Source organism: Acinetobacter sp., assembly GCF_039596015.1.
In the GTDB taxonomy this organism is placed as follows: domain Bacteria; phylum Pseudomonadota; class Gammaproteobacteria; order Pseudomonadales; family Moraxellaceae; genus Acinetobacter.
Genome location: NZ_JBCNKN010000019.1, coordinates 1 through 15,624 on the forward strand (window position 1 = coordinate 1; position 15,624 = coordinate 15,624).

At 40.2% G+C, this 15,624-nt stretch carries 17 protein-coding genes; 9 read left to right on the plus strand and 8 right to left on the minus strand.

Annotation, left to right across the window (positions count from 1 at the left end):
• Positions 1-191: 191 nt before the first annotated feature.
• Genes ABDV70_RS12645 through rlmJ form a run of 3 tightly spaced genes read right to left on the minus strand, consistent with a single transcriptional unit; the run spans position 192 to position 2,987 of the window.
• A complete protein-coding gene (locus ABDV70_RS12645; RefSeq protein WP_343598238.1) occupies positions 192-1,259 on the minus strand; it encodes a hypothetical protein in 1,068 nt (355 codons plus the stop codon).
• A gap of 20 nt (positions 1,260-1,279) precedes the next feature.
• A complete protein-coding gene (gene pssA, locus ABDV70_RS12650) occupies positions 1,280-2,095 on the minus strand; it encodes a CDP-diacylglycerol--serine O-phosphatidyltransferase (RefSeq protein WP_343598240.1) in 816 nt (271 codons plus the stop codon).
• Positions 2,096-2,129: 34 nt separating this feature from the next.
• Positions 2,130-2,987, minus strand: coding sequence for a 23S rRNA (adenine(2030)-N(6))-methyltransferase RlmJ (gene rlmJ, locus ABDV70_RS12655; protein ID WP_343598241.1), 858 nt, complete (start codon positions 2,985-2,987; stop codon positions 2,130-2,132).
• Between the two features lie 128 nt (positions 2,988-3,115).
• Between rlmJ and ABDV70_RS12660 the strand changes: the two genes are divergently transcribed.
• Together ABDV70_RS12660 and ABDV70_RS12665 are read left to right on the plus strand one after the other, a co-directional pair.
• The gene (locus ABDV70_RS12660; RefSeq protein WP_343598242.1) at positions 3,116-3,718 is read left to right on the plus strand and encodes a 2OG-Fe(II) oxygenase; all 603 of its coding nucleotides are present in this window, start codon (positions 3,116-3,118) and stop codon (positions 3,716-3,718) included.
• An 84-nt stretch (positions 3,719-3,802) separates the two neighbouring features.
• Positions 3,803-4,330, plus strand: coding sequence for a hypothetical protein (locus ABDV70_RS12665; protein ID WP_343598243.1), 528 nt, complete (start codon positions 3,803-3,805; stop codon positions 4,328-4,330).
• A 50-nt stretch (positions 4,331-4,380) separates the two neighbouring features.
• On the opposite strand, the gene ABDV70_RS12670 is transcribed toward ABDV70_RS12665, so the two are convergent.
• The 4 genes from ABDV70_RS12670 to ABDV70_RS12685 form a co-directional block, all read right to left on the minus strand.
• The gene (locus tag ABDV70_RS12670; protein ID WP_343598245.1) at positions 4,381-4,620 is read right to left on the minus strand and encodes a DUF2789 family protein; all 240 of its coding nucleotides are present in this window, start codon (positions 4,618-4,620) and stop codon (positions 4,381-4,383) included.
• A gap of 134 nt (positions 4,621-4,754) precedes the next feature.
• On the minus strand, positions 4,755-5,741 hold the full coding sequence (locus ABDV70_RS12675) for a malate dehydrogenase (protein WP_343598247.1): 987 nt from the start codon (positions 5,739-5,741) through the stop codon (positions 4,755-4,757).
• 209 nt (positions 5,742-5,950) lie between these two features.
• Positions 5,951-6,616, minus strand: a complete 666-nt coding sequence (locus tag ABDV70_RS12680) for a ribonuclease I (RefSeq protein WP_343598249.1) — start codon at positions 6,614-6,616, stop codon at positions 5,951-5,953.
• Positions 6,617-6,633: 17 nt separating this feature from the next.
• Positions 6,634-8,607 carry a transglycosylase SLT domain-containing protein gene (locus ABDV70_RS12685; RefSeq protein ID WP_343598251.1) on the minus strand — a complete coding sequence of 658 codons (1,974 nt, stop codon included), beginning with the start codon at positions 8,605-8,607 and terminating at the stop codon, positions 6,634-6,636.
• A 238-nt stretch (positions 8,608-8,845) separates the two neighbouring features.
• Between ABDV70_RS12685 and miaB the strand changes: the two genes are divergently transcribed.
• The 4 genes from miaB to ABDV70_RS12705 are packed head-to-tail and all read left to right on the plus strand — an operon-like array spanning position 8,846 to position 12,232.
• Positions 8,846-10,297 carry a tRNA (N6-isopentenyl adenosine(37)-C2)-methylthiotransferase MiaB gene (miaB, locus tag ABDV70_RS12690; protein ID WP_343598252.1) on the plus strand — a complete coding sequence of 484 codons (1,452 nt, stop codon included), beginning with the start codon at positions 8,846-8,848 and terminating at the stop codon, positions 10,295-10,297.
• A gap of 41 nt (positions 10,298-10,338) precedes the next feature.
• Entirely contained in the window at positions 10,339-11,421 is a 1,083-nt protein-coding gene (locus ABDV70_RS12695) for a PhoH family protein (protein WP_343598254.1), read from the plus strand.
• A gap of 9 nt (positions 11,422-11,430) precedes the next feature.
• Positions 11,431-11,910, plus strand: a complete 480-nt coding sequence (gene ybeY / locus ABDV70_RS12700) for an rRNA maturation RNase YbeY (RefSeq protein ID WP_343598256.1) — start codon at positions 11,431-11,433, stop codon at positions 11,908-11,910.
• 22 nt (positions 11,911-11,932) lie between these two features.
• Positions 11,933-12,232, plus strand: coding sequence for an antibiotic biosynthesis monooxygenase (locus tag ABDV70_RS12705; protein ID WP_343598258.1), 300 nt, complete (start codon positions 11,933-11,935; stop codon positions 12,230-12,232).
• 3 nt (positions 12,233-12,235) lie between these two features.
• On the opposite strand, the gene ABDV70_RS12710 is transcribed toward ABDV70_RS12705, so the two are convergent.
• Entirely contained in the window at positions 12,236-13,042 is an 807-nt protein-coding gene (locus ABDV70_RS12710) for a TonB family protein (protein WP_343598295.1), read from the minus strand.
• A 284-nt stretch (positions 13,043-13,326) separates the two neighbouring features.
• Here ABDV70_RS12710 and ABDV70_RS12715 point away from each other — a divergent pair, with 284 nt between their 5' ends.
• From ABDV70_RS12715 to ABDV70_RS12725, 3 genes are all read left to right on the plus strand, one after another.
• Positions 13,327-14,001, plus strand: coding sequence for a hypothetical protein (locus ABDV70_RS12715; RefSeq protein WP_343598260.1), 675 nt, complete (start codon positions 13,327-13,329; stop codon positions 13,999-14,001).
• 103 nt (positions 14,002-14,104) lie between these two features.
• A complete protein-coding gene (locus ABDV70_RS12720) occupies positions 14,105-14,815 on the plus strand; it encodes a DUF3108 domain-containing protein (protein ID WP_343598261.1) in 711 nt (236 codons plus the stop codon).
• A gap of 97 nt (positions 14,816-14,912) precedes the next feature.
• Complete coding sequence (locus tag ABDV70_RS12725) at positions 14,913-15,488, plus strand: xanthine phosphoribosyltransferase (RefSeq protein ID WP_343598263.1); 576 nt, start codon at positions 14,913-14,915, stop codon at positions 15,486-15,488.
• The last annotated feature ends 136 nt before the right edge of the window (positions 15,489-15,624 follow it).

The following is a 15,624-nucleotide window of genomic DNA, read 5'->3' on the forward strand; positions in this document are numbered from 1 at the left end:
CAGGTAATTTCGATATTTTTTAAAACTCATCCAATCAATCTAAAAATTTAACTATCAAGCTAAATCCTTGTTAATCAACAAGTTTTTATCTGCATCACCGCCGATGGATGTGCATTCTACAGTATTCCCATTCCAATACAACCCCTTTTTTTAGTTTTATTATTCAATAGAATGTTTTTTGAGCTATTTCGCTAGTTTTTTATGTTTTTTCCCTTCGTACATGCATATTCTGCTAGGTTTTGGTTAATCCTTAAACGCCTATCTTCGTTCGTTTCTTGCCATTTTAGTGGGCGACAATCGATATATTCACAAAATCCTGCATTTCCTTGTTGTTCTGTATCCCCTATTTTAAGGGTAAATTGGAAACTTCCGATAAATCCTGCCCCAAATCCAGCTTTAAAATCTCCACGTGATTCTGCATATAAGTAAATTTTTTGTTGTTGGTCTTCAAATCCCCAAAAAAATTCACGTGGCAAGTACATATCCATCCCATTCACTGTTTTAGTTTTGGGATATACCCTCAAAATACAAAAGTGTACATTGGTGGTATAAGTTTTAACGTGTGACGTATTTAAGTCTGTTACGGTGACTTTGTTTTGGAGAATTTGATTAAAGCGGCTTCGAATCTGCACAAAACTATAGGTCTTATTTTCAATTTGTATAATGTTGCGAATGTAAAAGTACCAATTCATTAATGGTAAATTCATCATTCGGGTGTAATAAAGTAAAGTGAACGCAGATAATTGATAGGTCTGTTGTCGATAAATGAATTTGCCTTCGGTTTGCCCATGCATTTGCCATTGTTCATAAGTACCTAAATTAAATGGCGTTAATTTTTTGACATGTTTTTGTAGTTGAAAAATAGCGTCGAGTGATAGATCTTGATTTTGTTTTTGTAAAATAAGTGCCTTAATTTGTTGTACTAAAATATGTTCATTTAAGCACTGTAGAATGCCCTCTGTGAAATTACAATCATCCTGAATAGAAAATGTCTGAAGCGGTTCTGTTTGCTGAGGACTTGTTGTCATTAATATTTGTACGGTATCCATTTCCGTGGTTTGTATATTTTTTTCATTTTTAAAAATAGGAATATCAGGAAGCCCAATCAGAATCTGGATGTTTAGAAAATAGAATGGGGCTGGTAAATTCAGTAGGATAAAATTCCAATGTAGAATTTTATGGTATGTGTTCGGATACCATGTAAATTTAAAGAAATGAGGAGGTTGTTGTCCTTTTTTCGTTAAGGCTCGCCATACCATAACAACCTCCTTTTATCTGCTTATACTGTGTTTTTTCTCGCCAAGAATGTCGTTACAAACCCTGATAAAACATAGAGCGCTGAAATCGTTAAGATGCCTACAGGGATATTATAAGTGATGGCTGCCAAAATAATGACGACAGGTAGCATGACAATAAATGGCACACGCTTGCGATCCATCTGTTTAAATGAATAGTATTTCATGTTCGAAATCATAAGCAAGCCCACAATCACCATGAAAATTGCATAAAATGTTTGTATCGCAAGATCATTTTTTACAAAGAAGTAGGCATAATCCCGACTGACCCAAACCAGACAAATCACTAATATTGCAGCTAAAGGACTCGCTATTCCAATAAAATAGCGTTTGTCCACCGTGCCTATTTGGACATTAAACCGCGCTAAACGAAATGCAGCGCAAGCGGTATAAACAAAACAACATGCCAGTCCAATTCGCCCTAAACCATGCAAGCTCCAGCTATACATTAAAATTGCAGGAGCTAATCCGAATGCAATCAGGTCTGATAATGAGTCAAATTGCTCACCAAAAGCACTTTGTGCACCAATCGCACGAGCAACACGGCCATCTAAACCATCCAAAAGTGCTGCCACAAAAATAGCATATATGGCATGAAAGTATTGACCATCCATACTGGAAATAATGGAATAGAAGCCTGAAAGCAACGCAGCCGTGGTAATCAGATTTGGCCAGAGATAAATGCCACGGCGTTTTACTTTTTGCCCTTCATGGGTGTGCTCTTCTTCGACAACTTCGAAAGTGATGCCATCATAGGTATCTTCTGAACAATCTCCATCATGTTTGGGGATATTGGTCATGTTTGAGTCCTCAGATTCTCTGATTTACAATGGATTATTCACCCACCAACCACTTAACTGCAAATGAACCACCTGTGTCCTGCATTCTTAAGTGTGGGAATAACCAAGTTAATGCTTGGTCTGCTTGCTCAGCAAATTGCCAAGGTGGGTTAATCACCAATAAACCGCAACCATTTAATCCTACTGGTGTGTCGTCAGGCCATACACAGATTTCGCAAACCAGTTGACGGCGAATGCCTGTTTTGATCATTTTCTTTTCAAAGCGTTCGATCATGGCACGGTCTTTAATTGGATACCATACCGCAAAAACACCTGTCGGCCATTTTTTATAAGCACTGACGAGTAATTCAACTAATTGTGGAAAATCCTTACGTTCAATTTCGTAAGGTGGATCAATCATCACCAAACCACGTTTTTCTTTAGGTGGAATAACGCCAAGTAAGCCTTCGTATGCATCGCGCTCATGTAAACCTGCACGGCGATCATGAATATTTTTGCGCAATTGTTGAAATACGTCACGCTGCATTTCAAAAATGGTGGCCTGATCAATATCACGCATGCCCTTTAGTGCAAACCAAGGAGACCCCGGATACGCACCTTTACCTTGTTGCTCACGCAATTTTTCAACAAGTGTCAGATATTGTTGTACAGCTTCAGGTGCTTGTTTTTTTTGCGCTGATGGAAGTTGCACCAGACGGTGAATCCCAGAAAGATACTCTCCAGATTTTTGCGCAGGTGCTTCAGAAAGATCATATTTTCCTGCCCCGCCATGCGTATCAATATAGCGGTAAGGTTTGTCTTTCGCATTCAGTCGTGTCAGAAGTTGCAGGAGTAAAACATGCTTCATTACATCTGCAAAGTTGCCCGCATGAAAATGATGACGGTAGTTCATGTGATATAAAATTCCTTAGATTAACCCTTATCTTAACATGAAATGCAGATTGATGATGTTGCATGCCTGAATGTTGCTTTAAAATAGCGTCATCCTTGTTTTTTTATTTTGAAATAAATCGAGCCTGCATGCCTATCACAATTTGTCCTCAATGGGATTTAGATAAAATTATTCACGCACTAGATCAAGATGGTTTTGTTCTGTTAGATCAAGTCTATCCTTCTGAATATGTTGAGGCTGTCCGTTCAGAATGTATTGCTCATTTTATGGAATTTAGGCAGGCTGGAATTCAGCAAGGCGTGGTTTCTCAGATCCGTAGCGATCATATTCTGTGGATAAATTCAGAGTTACCCACAGCAGAGCAACATACTCAAGCCCTACTCGAACTCGGACAACAATTAAATCAGGCATTCTTTTTTGGGATTCAGGAAATTGAAGCCCATTTTGCAAGTTATAACTCAGGTGAGTTCTATGCCCTGCATCGTGATAATCCTCAGCAAAAAAACAATCGGGTGCTTTCTGCAGTTTTTTATTTACATCCTGAATGGCAGGCGAGCTGGGGTGGGCAATTACGTTTACAGGATAAATTAGGAAACTGGCATATCATTGAGCCACATTCAAATCGGATAGCAATTTTCCAGAGTGATTTGTTGCATGAGGTTTTGCCCGCACAACAACAGCGCCTGTCGATCACGGCATGGCTACGTAGTCGTGAGCACAACGCATGGTGATTGCAACACTGCGTCATATTTTCTATGCTTTAAAATCGATGAGTCGACCTCATTATTGTATTTATGTTTTTTGAGGGCTTCACCATGTTTGATACAAATACACAAATTATTGAGCGTATCGGTGAGACAGATCAGCATTATCTTGCTGGGAACTCTCCCGATCTTGCTTTAGAGCGTGGTGATTTGCGTTTACAGTTAGTCACCATTAGTCGAAATCGTCAAGAACGCTTATATTTTTTACATGAGGCCATTGCTATTTTAGAGCAGTCGCGCATTGAGTTTGAAGAAATGCCAATGCAAAGCTATATCGACTTATCTTTACAGTTGGCAAAAGCCTATATGATTTATTTTGAACTGACGCAAGACAATAAATTTGCCATTATTACCCAGCAAATTTTAAAGCCGTTGGCACATTTAAATTATACAGATGTTTATTTTTTCTTGGCCTATGCCTCAGCCGTTAAAAATGAAGCCGCGTTCACAAAACACTGGCTGAGCAAATACGTTAAAACTGAACTTTGCGATTATCAGCTTTTGCTGGAACATCCTGCCTTTGCAGCAACGCATCAGGAAGAATGGTTTAAGCGTTTAGTCAAACCACAGCTTCACTAAGCAAAAATCCCTTGGTTCTCCAAGGGATTTTCATTTTACCAATTCATTTTTTATTGCGAATCTGAATGCAATAGTTCATTCAACTCATCGACAACAATCGCCCATTCATCATCTTGTTCACAGCGATGACGCAAGAACTCTTGTTGTGATGGATTCCAAAACTCAGCCTGAGCCAGTAATACATGTTTAGGAAGTTGATGCTGTTTGACAAAGTTATCGATAGATTGTTGATCTGCTGCCAAACCTAATTGTTCAAATAATAAAGCTAATGTTGGTTGTTGTTCGAACATCACGTTTTCCTCATTTATAAATTATTTTCGGATTTAATTATAGAGAAACTCGACACTATCCAGACAAATGATTTGTTTGTTTTTATATAAAAAAGGACACTATGAAAGTGCCCTTTTATAAAAACGTCGCTAAATTATTTTAGCATATCTGCAACTGCAGCACGTTCTTCTTCAAGTTCTTGAAGTGTTTTGTCCATACGTTCACGGCTGAATTCGTCAATTTCAAGACCTTCAACACGTTTGTATTCGCCATTTTCACAAGTCACTGGTACACCGTAAATAATGCCTTCAGGGATACCATAAGAACCGTCAGATGGAACACCCATAGTTACCCATTTGCCGTTTGTGCCCAAAGCCCAATCGCGCATATGGTCAATTGCAGCATTTGCAGCAGAAGCAGCAGAAGACAAACCACGTGCTTCAATAATTGCAGCACCACGTTTACCAACAGTTGGAAGGAATACGTCTTTGTTCCATGCTGTATCGTTGATTTTGTCTTTTAAGCTTTCACCATTTACAGTTGCAAAACGGTAGTCTGCATACATTGTTGGAGAGTGGTTACCCCAAACAGTTAAGTTTTCGATGTCAGCAACCGCAACACCTGCTTTTTGAGCAATTTGAGTCAACGCACGGTTGTGGTCAAGACGCAACATTGCAGTAAAGTTTTTCGCAGGAAGGTCTGGAGCAGATTTCATTGCAATGTAAGCATTAGTGTTCGCAGGGTTACCTACAACCAATACTTTTACATCACGGCTAGCAACTTCGTTTAATGCTTGGCCTTGACCGATGAAGATTTCGCCATTTACTTTTAATAAATCAGCACGTTCCATACCAGGACCACGTGGACGAGAACCAACCAACAACGCATAGTCAGCATCTTTAAATGCAACTTTAGGATCGTCAGTACCAATCATGCCAGCCAATAATGGGAAAGCACAGTCATCAAGTTCCATCATCACGCCTTTAAGCGCTTGCTGAGCTTTTTCAACTGGAATTTCAAGCAATTGTAAAATAACTGGTTGATCTTTCCCTAACATTTCGCCACTTGCAATACGGAATAATAAGCTATATCCAATTTGACCTGCAGCGCCAGTAACGGCAACACGAACGGGTTGCTTCATGTAATTATCTCCAATTGAGTCACGTTAATATGATTAAACAGTTGTTCTATTTAATCCTTTAATCATAAACGGCAATAATTGTACTCCAATCTTGGGTAAGCTGCATGGAAAATAGAAGCTTCTGCAACAAAAGTCTGATAGAGAGTTTCGGTTTTTATTGCCTTTTTTTTCTAAAAAAACGATTAACCGATGATTCTCAAAACCTGAACTTAATAAATCCCTTGAATTGTAAAATTATTTGGGCAATTTGATACGATTTTTGGCGCACATGCTTTGTACCCACCATTGGTTTTGTAGCACACACTAATATGGGTTAGAAATGTCGTATTACGGTTACTCTGGCAAAAAAGCACAATCCCATCTGCGGGTAAGCGTGGGTTTAAATGAAGAAACTGTTTTTCTAGATTAGTCTTGGCGATGGTATGAGAAGTTGTGTCGGTTAACACAGCAGGAATTTTAAGATCTTGTGCATAATTAATAATGGTTCGAAAATATTGTGTTGCATTCATCGGCATGCACCCACCCACATTATGCCATAACTGTACACGGGCGATTTCATCTGGAATAATTCGCGCGACAACCTTTGCCTGTAATGGTGATAATGTTGCTGAACTACTGGTTTCACACCCTGCATGTGCATTTTCAGGAACCAAACCACCAACCGTTAAAGCATAGCCTTCTAAACATTTTCTTTGTTTTTTACGCGCAGGGTCAAATGCACATACTGCAGGTGTCATTTGAATATGCATGACATACCCATGGCGAGCGGGTGTTTCAGCATGTACAACACCTGCCAAAATAGAACAAATCCCGACTAAACATACTCCAGTCAGGAAGAATAAAATTCGTGCAATTTGTTCTATATCAATTCGCATATAATGAACCAAGATTTTTATTTGTCGCTCACATATTGATCTATACGTGTAGGGATCGCTCTCATCCATTTCCCAATATTTTGAAATCCTTGGCCCAACACGATTCCATAATGCGTCGCATTGGTCATGACATTCTTCACATAGTCTCGTGTTTCAGAGAGTGGAATACTCTCAACATATTGATCTGCTGGAAGCGCCTGTCCATCTGGCTGCCATCTTTTTGCTCGATTCGGTCCCGCATTATAGCCAGCTGTTGCAAGTACAGCATTGCCACTGAGTTGTCCCTGTATCATGGACAAATAATACGTTCCATAACGAATGTTGGTATTCATATCACTCAGTGCAGCAGGATTATACGATTCTCCCATTTGTTTTGCGACAAGTTTTGCAGTATTTGGCATAATTTGCATTAAACCGCCCGCTCCGACATTAGAGCGTGCATGCGTCACAAAACGACTCTCCTGTCGCATTAATCCATACGCCCATGCAGGATCAACACCGACATTTTGACTATGACTGACCACGTTGTTCTTATGTGGCGTTAAATAACGTAACGGATCGTTATGGCGTTTCACGGTACGATCTGCTGCATAAATTGCCCGATCATACCAACCCATGTCTGCTGCCCGTTGTGCAGCAGCTAAAAGTAAACCATCATCTTCTTTCAAATACGCCTGACGAACAGCCCAGTTCCATTCACGATTTGTATAAGTATCGGGTGCTTGAATGTTCTTCAAGGCAAAGGCACGTCTGAAATGAACATTTTGGTCGAGTCGTTGAAAATCAGATGTTGTTGCCTGAGTCTGATCTAACTTTGAATATTTTTGCCCTAATCGAGCTTGCGCCAACAAATTATGATATCCATCACCACTCATTGCGAGTTTTTGATAAATCTGTTGGGCTGTTTGTCGTGCATTATTGTCAGCGCGTTGTTCATACGCCCGCGCCAACCAGTATTGCCAACGGTCTTCCTGTTTTTGGGTGACACCCATACTGTCTATGGCTCGAATGACACTTTCCCAAGCTCCAAAACGAATCGCTTGCCGTGCATAAACTTCGGCTTCTTCTGGACTAAAAGGAATTCCGTAACTGGCATCAAAATAATTTAAAACAATCCGATTAAAATTATTTTTTAAGACCGTGGTTCCACCAATGTAGGCAATTGTTCGATATAAATATTTTTGTACTGCAACAGGTGTTCCTTCTGCTGCACGATTGACTGCCGTTAATCCTGCATTTAAATCGCTATTTGTGAGTCGACCTAAAGCAAAAATTAAATATGCATAATCGACATCATTGTTTTTAGGTGCTGACCACAAATAATTTAGAGGATTGCTTTGTATCTGGTTTAGCTGTGCAATTGATAAATTTAGCCCTAAAGACTGCGCGGTGGACAAAGATGTCCCTATTTGCCCTGCGCGTAGGAAACTCCAAAGACGTTGTTGTTTATCCTGCGTTGTCATTAAAGGGCTGGATAACATCATCCGTTCAAGCCCCATGCATGACTCAGGCTGTGTACTGGTACTGAGCCATAATTCTTTATATTCAGCAAAAACCAGCGGATCTCCAGATTTTGCGCGAACCTGTGCAACAGCACAACTTTCTGCTTGATCTGGGTTGGTTACATAGGGAATCACAGGCTGTGCATTGACAAAATCAGCTTGTTTTACTTTTTCTTCGACATAATCGGCTGCTAATTTTTCTGCCATAGCCGACTGAGGGTAACGCTGTGCAAACTGTATAATGCTGCCTGAAGGCTGAAAACCTAAATTGGTATTCAGTTTCCAATATTCGGGATAATAACCCAGTACATCTTGTTGCATTGACTGGGAATATTGATCTAATAAAGCGGTATTTCCAGCGTTCGCAGCACGCAGTGCATCATTAAACTGCGCTTCTGTCGCGTAGGACAAACTCACACAACCTGCGGTCAAAATCAGGACAATTGCTTGTAGTATGTTAGATTTAGAAAATACCCGTAAATTGCTCATACAGCCCTGCTTCGCCTTCAAAAATATTAACGCTATATTTAGCCCATCAGTTTAATGTCTCCAAAACCTTGAAGATGTTATGTTATGTAACACTTGGTTGAAATATCAGGCATTAACCCGACGTGAAATATCTATAAGTTTCGTCTCAAAAAATGCTAAAATATCGCTCCATTTCTTCCAGCCCAAGTGTTAGAGCTTTATTTCCTAGCACTTAGCCCATCTTTATTTAGGAGCCTACATGACGGTTCAAACCTTCATTCCGCCACGTGCCGAAGCTGCTTCAGAAAACACTGTCTCCCAGCCTTTGCACACCTCTGACGTTTCAATCAAAAAACTTTATATTGAAACTCAAGGGTGTCAAATGAATGAATATGACAGTCATCGTATGGCAGACTTACTCGGTGACTCTCATGGCTATGTTTTGACAACAGATCCAAACGAAGCCGATGTTCTATTGATGAATACCTGTTCAATTCGTGAAAAAGCACAAGAAAAAGTGTTTAGTGAACTGGGTCGCTGGCGCAAACTCAAAGAAAAAAATCCTGAACTGGTGATTGGTGTTGGTGGTTGTGTGGCTTCGCAAGAAGGCGACACCATTCAAAAACGTGCGCCTTATGTCGACATGGTATTTGGCCCTCAAACGCTGCACCGTTTACCCAAAATGCTTGATCAACACGAAGCGCAAGTTTCTAAACCAAAACAAGATAAAATCAAACTGGTTGATATTTCATTCCCAGATATTGAAAAATTTGACTATCTTCCTGAACCACGTGTCGAAGGCTATAAAGCATTCGTTTCGATTATGGAAGGCTGTTCTAAATACTGTTCATTCTGCGTTGTGCCTTACACCCGTGGAGAAGAAGTTTCTCGCCCACTTGATGATGTTTTAGCAGAAATTGTCACCCTTGCCGAAAAAGGCGTGCGTGAAGTCAATTTGCTGGGTCAAAACGTCAATGGTTATCGTGGAGAAACCTTTGAAGGTGGCATTTGCACATTTGCCGAATTGATTCGTCTGGTTTCAGAAATTCCGGGTATTGGTCGTATTCGTTACACTACATCACATCCACTTGAATTTTCAGAAGAGCTGATTGAATGCTACCGTGATTTACCTCAAATGGTGTCACATTTGCATTTGCCAGTTCAAAGTGGTTCAAACGATGTGTTACAAGCTATGAAACGAAACCACACCATCGATGTATATATCGAAAAAATCGAAAAACTTCGTAAAATTCGTCCAGATTTGCATTTATCTAGCGACTTCATTATCGGTTTCCCCGGCGAAACAGATGAAAACTTTGCTGAAACCTTCCAGTTTATTCAAGACTTAGATTTCGATCATTCTTATAGTTTTATTTATTCAAAACGTCCGGGTACACCTGCCTCTGAACTTGCAGATGACACACCAGAAGAAGTGAAAAAAGAACGTCTTGCCAAAGTCCAAAAAGTCATTAAAGACGCTAGTATTGCCAAAACAGATGCCATGCTCGGTACGATACAACGTGTTCTCATTGAAAATGTGTCACAAAAAGATCCGAATCTTTTAGTGGGTACTGCGGACAATACACGTCTGGTTACATTTATCGGTGATGCAGCGTGGGCGGGGCGTTTTGCAGAAATTGAGATCACGGAAATTAAAACTTTAAATTTAGTATACGGAGAGCTCTTGAATCTTGAGCCTGACGTGGCGTAATGTAGAGCTACAGACTAAACAACACTTAAAAAGGAATTGTCTTGACTGCAGCGATCCGACGTACCGTATCTTTTCCTGGTATTTCAATGGAACGTTTAAAAAGCATGCTCGGTGCTTATAACGGTCACTTGAAACAAATCGAACAACGTTTAGACGTACAAATCACGCATCGTGGTGATCTTTTCTACATCGATGGTGATATTGAAGAGGTGGAGAGAGCAGAAACCTTGCTACAGCGGCTTCATGACGAAGCTGAACTGTCCTCTCCAGTCAGTGCAGATCAACTGCACTTGATGATACAAGGAAGTCAGACCGAGCGCGATCTCATGGATGATGAGGGTCAGGAACATACTGGACTTGACAGTGTCTGGTTACAAACACGCAAGGGACGTATTAACCCGCGTGGCGCAAATCAGAAACGTTATGTACAGCGTATCCTGCAAAGCGACATTTCTTTTGGGATAGGCCCTGCGGGAACAGGTAAAACCTATTTGGCTGTTGCCGCTGCTGTCGACATGCTAGAGCGTAATGAAATTCAGCGAATTTTATTGGTTCGCCCTGCGGTTGAAGCTGGTGAGAAACTGGGTTTCTTGCCAGGGGATTTAACCCAGAAAATCGACCCATATTTGCGCCCGTTATACGACGCGCTATATGAAATGCTTGGTTTTGAAAAAGTTGCAAAACTGATTGAACGTCAGGTGATTGAAGTTGCACCACTGGCTTATATGCGTGGTCGTACTTTAAATCATTCTTTTGTTATTCTAGATGAGGCACAAAACACCACACCCGAACAAATGAAGATGTTCCTGACACGTTTAGGTTTTGGTTCTCGTGCGGTGATCACAGGTGATATTACCCAAGTCGACTTACCTCGTGGTCAACAATCAGGTTTAGCACATGCGTTACGTGTCCTTGAACCTGTCACTGAAATTCATATTACGCGCTTCCACTCTCGTGATGTGGTACGTCATCAACTGGTACAAAAAATTGTCGAAGCCTATGAAGGTTGGGACAGTGAACAACAACGGGTTAGTGCTCAAGAACGGGCTGTACGTAAGGCACGTCAAGACGCACTGATTCAGGAAAATGATTTAGCGGCAGATGCACAACATCAAGACGCTTAAGGACTCTTTTTGAAACTTAATCTTTCTCTACAACAAGACGTTTTGGCACCTGAACTGGTGCTAAAACGTGGCTATCTTAAAAAAGTCATTGAAACCACTTTACGACATGTTGATGTACAACAAGACTGCGAAATCGGGATTGCCTGTGTCGACCATGCGCAAAGTCATGAATTAAATCTACAGTATCGCCAAAAAGATAAATCCACCAATGTTTTGTCTTTCCCAAGCGATATTCCCGAAGAAGTACTCCCTGCCCTTGAGGCCTTTCCTCTTGGTGATTTGGTAATTTGTATTCCTGTCGTGCTTGATGAAGCTCAACAGCAAAATAAGCAACCGCTTGACCATTTTACCCACATGCTTGTCCACGGAACCTTGCATTTACTGGGCTATGACCATGAAACCAGCGAAGAAGATGCTGAAGAAATGGAAGCACTAGAAATCGAGATTCTTGCCAAACTTGGCTTGGCAAATCCATATCAAGATCAATAACCCCACCTAGGAATGTAACCTCATGTTTGTTGTGATTTTTAAAACTGAGGTTGCACAACTAGATGCCGAATACAGCCAGATGGCGCAGCAGTTACGTCAAAAAGCCTTAGAACAATATGGTTGCTTGAAGTTTGAATCTTTTCAAGAAAACACTCAAGAAATTGCACTATCTTATTGGGCTGATCTTGAAAGTATCCGACGCTGGCGACAAGACAGTGAACACCAAATAGCACAAAAATTTGGACGTGAGCGCTGGTATCAAACCTATAGCGTAGAAATTTGTGAAGTCCTACGCCAATACCATTCATCTCAACCTAAATAAATTTTATTTAACTTCAAATTCGGCTTCGGCAGGATCAAATCGCCACGTCCGCACAATGCGTAATTCAGAAATATCTTTCATACCTGCATCAAACCGCCCAAATGGTGCGCCACGGCGAACAGAGGCTTTAGCGGCTTCATCCAAAATATTTGAACCAGAGCTTTGCAATAAATGTATTGCCCTAATTCCACCTTCGGCATTTAAGATCACCATTAAACGGACATTACCTGCCAAATGCTGTTGTTTGGCTTGTTCTGGATAATAACGGTTGCCATAAAGTTCGACTTTTTCTCTAAATTTATTAAGATATGCTGCCGATGCATCTCGCTTTGCCTGAATTCCATCAACTGTTTTAATACGTTGTTGACGGCTAAACTCATGTTGGCGTTGCATATATTGTGCTTCGAGGCTTGCAACCATAGCAGCTTTGGCCTGATATTGACTCTGTAAGTCCTGTATCGCCTTTTTATGTTGTTGATCTTCAGATTGTTTTTGCCAGCTTAAAATGGTCATTAACACTTTTTCTTGGAACTTGAGTTCACGCTGTTGTTGCAACATTTGTAATTGTTCAAGTTGTTGCTCTCCCGCTGTGCGTGTTTCAGGCGCAGGCGCAAGTTGGCTCGACATCCGATGTTGCTGCCTGAATTGTCCCGAGCCTTGTTGGTCTGCCTGTGCCAAAAAGTCAGCATGTTCAACTTTTGAAGGAGATGGGCGTAATGTCACCGCAATTTCTTGTGGTGCAGATTGAGGCTCGTGTGGCATGACAAATTGTATGGATAAAAAAACCACATGTAGAACCAATGCCATCATCACTGCAAGCAGAAATAGGCGATCCTGCCACCAAAAATAATAAAATTTACCCCGAATCAAGCGTTATACTCCCAGCGATCCTTTCTCAAGGTCTGAACTTGATTAAAATATACGTCATACATATTTAAGATATGTTTTAATACGCATATCTTCGTTATGATCATCTTTATTGATTACTAACAAAACGCCTTGCCATGCGCCAGTCAGAAAAATAGGTGCTAATTTTTTCTCTTATTGAATAAGATTGCAACAGAATAAGAGACTATTTTCTTTGGAACCCATATATGCAGACGCTAATTGCTAATTTATCTCAATATGTTCGTCAGATTTATCAAAAAACGAGTGGTTTTATTGAGGAAGAACGTGAATTTGCCATTACTGAAGCATTTTTAAATGCAACATTTAAGCGTTACGTTACAGATAATGTTGGGTTACTCAAAGATCTACACGCAGACTTACATGATGACTGGATGCGCTTATATGCAACCATTAACATTCAGGGCGTCTATGCAGTTGTGTATGTCGATCTTCACTTGTTACAAATGGAACTCAATAAAAAGACCCAACTTTTAGTCTTTGAACAAATTAATGATACTCAAATTGTTGAAGCAAAATTTAAAAGCTTTTTTAAAAAATGGGCTTTTCATGCCGCACTGTTTTTCTATCAAAAAATTTTAAATCAGGATCCATTAGGAAAAATTTTAGAGCATTTTGAGATTGTCAAAGTTCAAGATGAATTGCTCCATTTAGACCTAAACCGCTGGCTTGGAAAAAGCGAATCTATTTTAGAGGCACTCAATAAAGTGCATGTCAATCATGCCGTGCTTCGTGAGAAGAAACTCATGGTGTTAGGAAATGTTAATCTAGAAGCGCTATTTAGACGTTCCCCCGATTTTGCACGTGAAAAAGAAGAAATGCCTATAGATGCAACAATAGAACCGCAAAAAACTTCAAAATGATGTATACAAAATTAATATGGATCGATGCAAAATCTACAATTTCTGCATCATATTCCATGTCATGATGAATTATATTTATCATAAATATCTAGGACTCCATTAAATGTCATTACTTTTTTCCAATAAAAATATTGCCATCACGCTATTTTCCACACTTGCCCTATCTGCAATTTCAAGTCATGCCCTTGCTCTGGAACCATTCCAGGCCAGTTACCAGTTTTCATATAATGGTAAAAACATGGGTACAGCCACCCGAACACTGAAACAAATTGGTGGCAATAACTGGAGTTATGTTTTTGCAGCCAAAGCGGGCGTGATTGCATCGGCAACAGAAAGTAGTACTTTTAATTTGACATCAGGTCGCGTGACATCAAGCCATTTTAATCGTAGCAGTAAAATTTTAGTCCATAACAATACTTTAGGTATCCAGTTTAACCCTGGCTCAAAAGTGATTAATACCAAAAAAGATTCAACTGCTCGCTCATTTGCTTGGAAATCAGGTGCTTTAGATGAGCTCAACGCAGAAGTTCAGGTACGAGAAGACCTTCAAACATCGGGTCTGAAAACCACTTATTTAATTGCCGATGCCAAAGGGCTTGAGCCTCGAAAATTCGTAAAAGTCGGAACTGAAAATATCACCACACCTTATGGTACATTCCCAACCATTAAAGTGCGTTTAGAACACGATAAACCAGAAAAAAATACCATTTTTTGGCTCGCACCAAAACTTGACTATGCACCTGTCAAAGTCACACACAATGATGGCAATAGTTCCTATGGCTTGCTCATGACCAAGTATAAAGCGGGCACTTGATAGACCATTTGGTTCAATTTTTTCTTGCATTTTTTAGGATGCTTTTTAAAATAGCGCTTTGCTTAAAAAGCATCCACTCTATTTGAGGTATTTTTCCGTGCAAGCTTTAGAACAGAAAATCTTAAGCGAAGGTATTGTTCTATCTGACCAAGTCTTAAAGGTCGATTCCTTTCTCAATCACCAAATTGATCCTGTGCTCATGCAACAGATCGGACAGGAATTCGCACGGCGCTTTAAAGATCAAGGTATTACCAAAATCATCACGATTGAAGCGTCAGGTATTGCGCCTGCGGTCATGGCTGGCCTAGAGCTTGGTGTTCCCGTTATTTTTGCCCGTAAACATAGTTCATTAACCCTGAAAAATGACCTGTACAAAGCAAAAGTGTATTCGTTTACCAAACAGACCGAAAGCACTATTGCGATTTCAAATAAATATCTTCATGAAACCGACAAGGTATTGGTTATTGATGACTTTCTTGCCAATGGCCAAGCAGCACTCGGCCTAGCGGATTTAATTCATCAAGCACAGGCAGAAGTGGTTGGTATTGGAATCGTCATCGAAAAAGCCTTCCAGACAGGTCGCCAGCTATTATTGGATAAAGGTTATCGTGTTGAATCTTTAGCACGAATTGAATCGTTAGGTGACGGCAAAGTTTCATTTGTCAAAGCTTAACTGCTGCATCAAAAAAGACCGCAGAAAGCGGTCTTTTTAGTCTTCATTGCCCTGATTAACCCAAATATTTTTTCCTGAAAACTGATATATAAAATCACAAGAAAAAAACAAACTAAACTCATATATAAAACAGTGT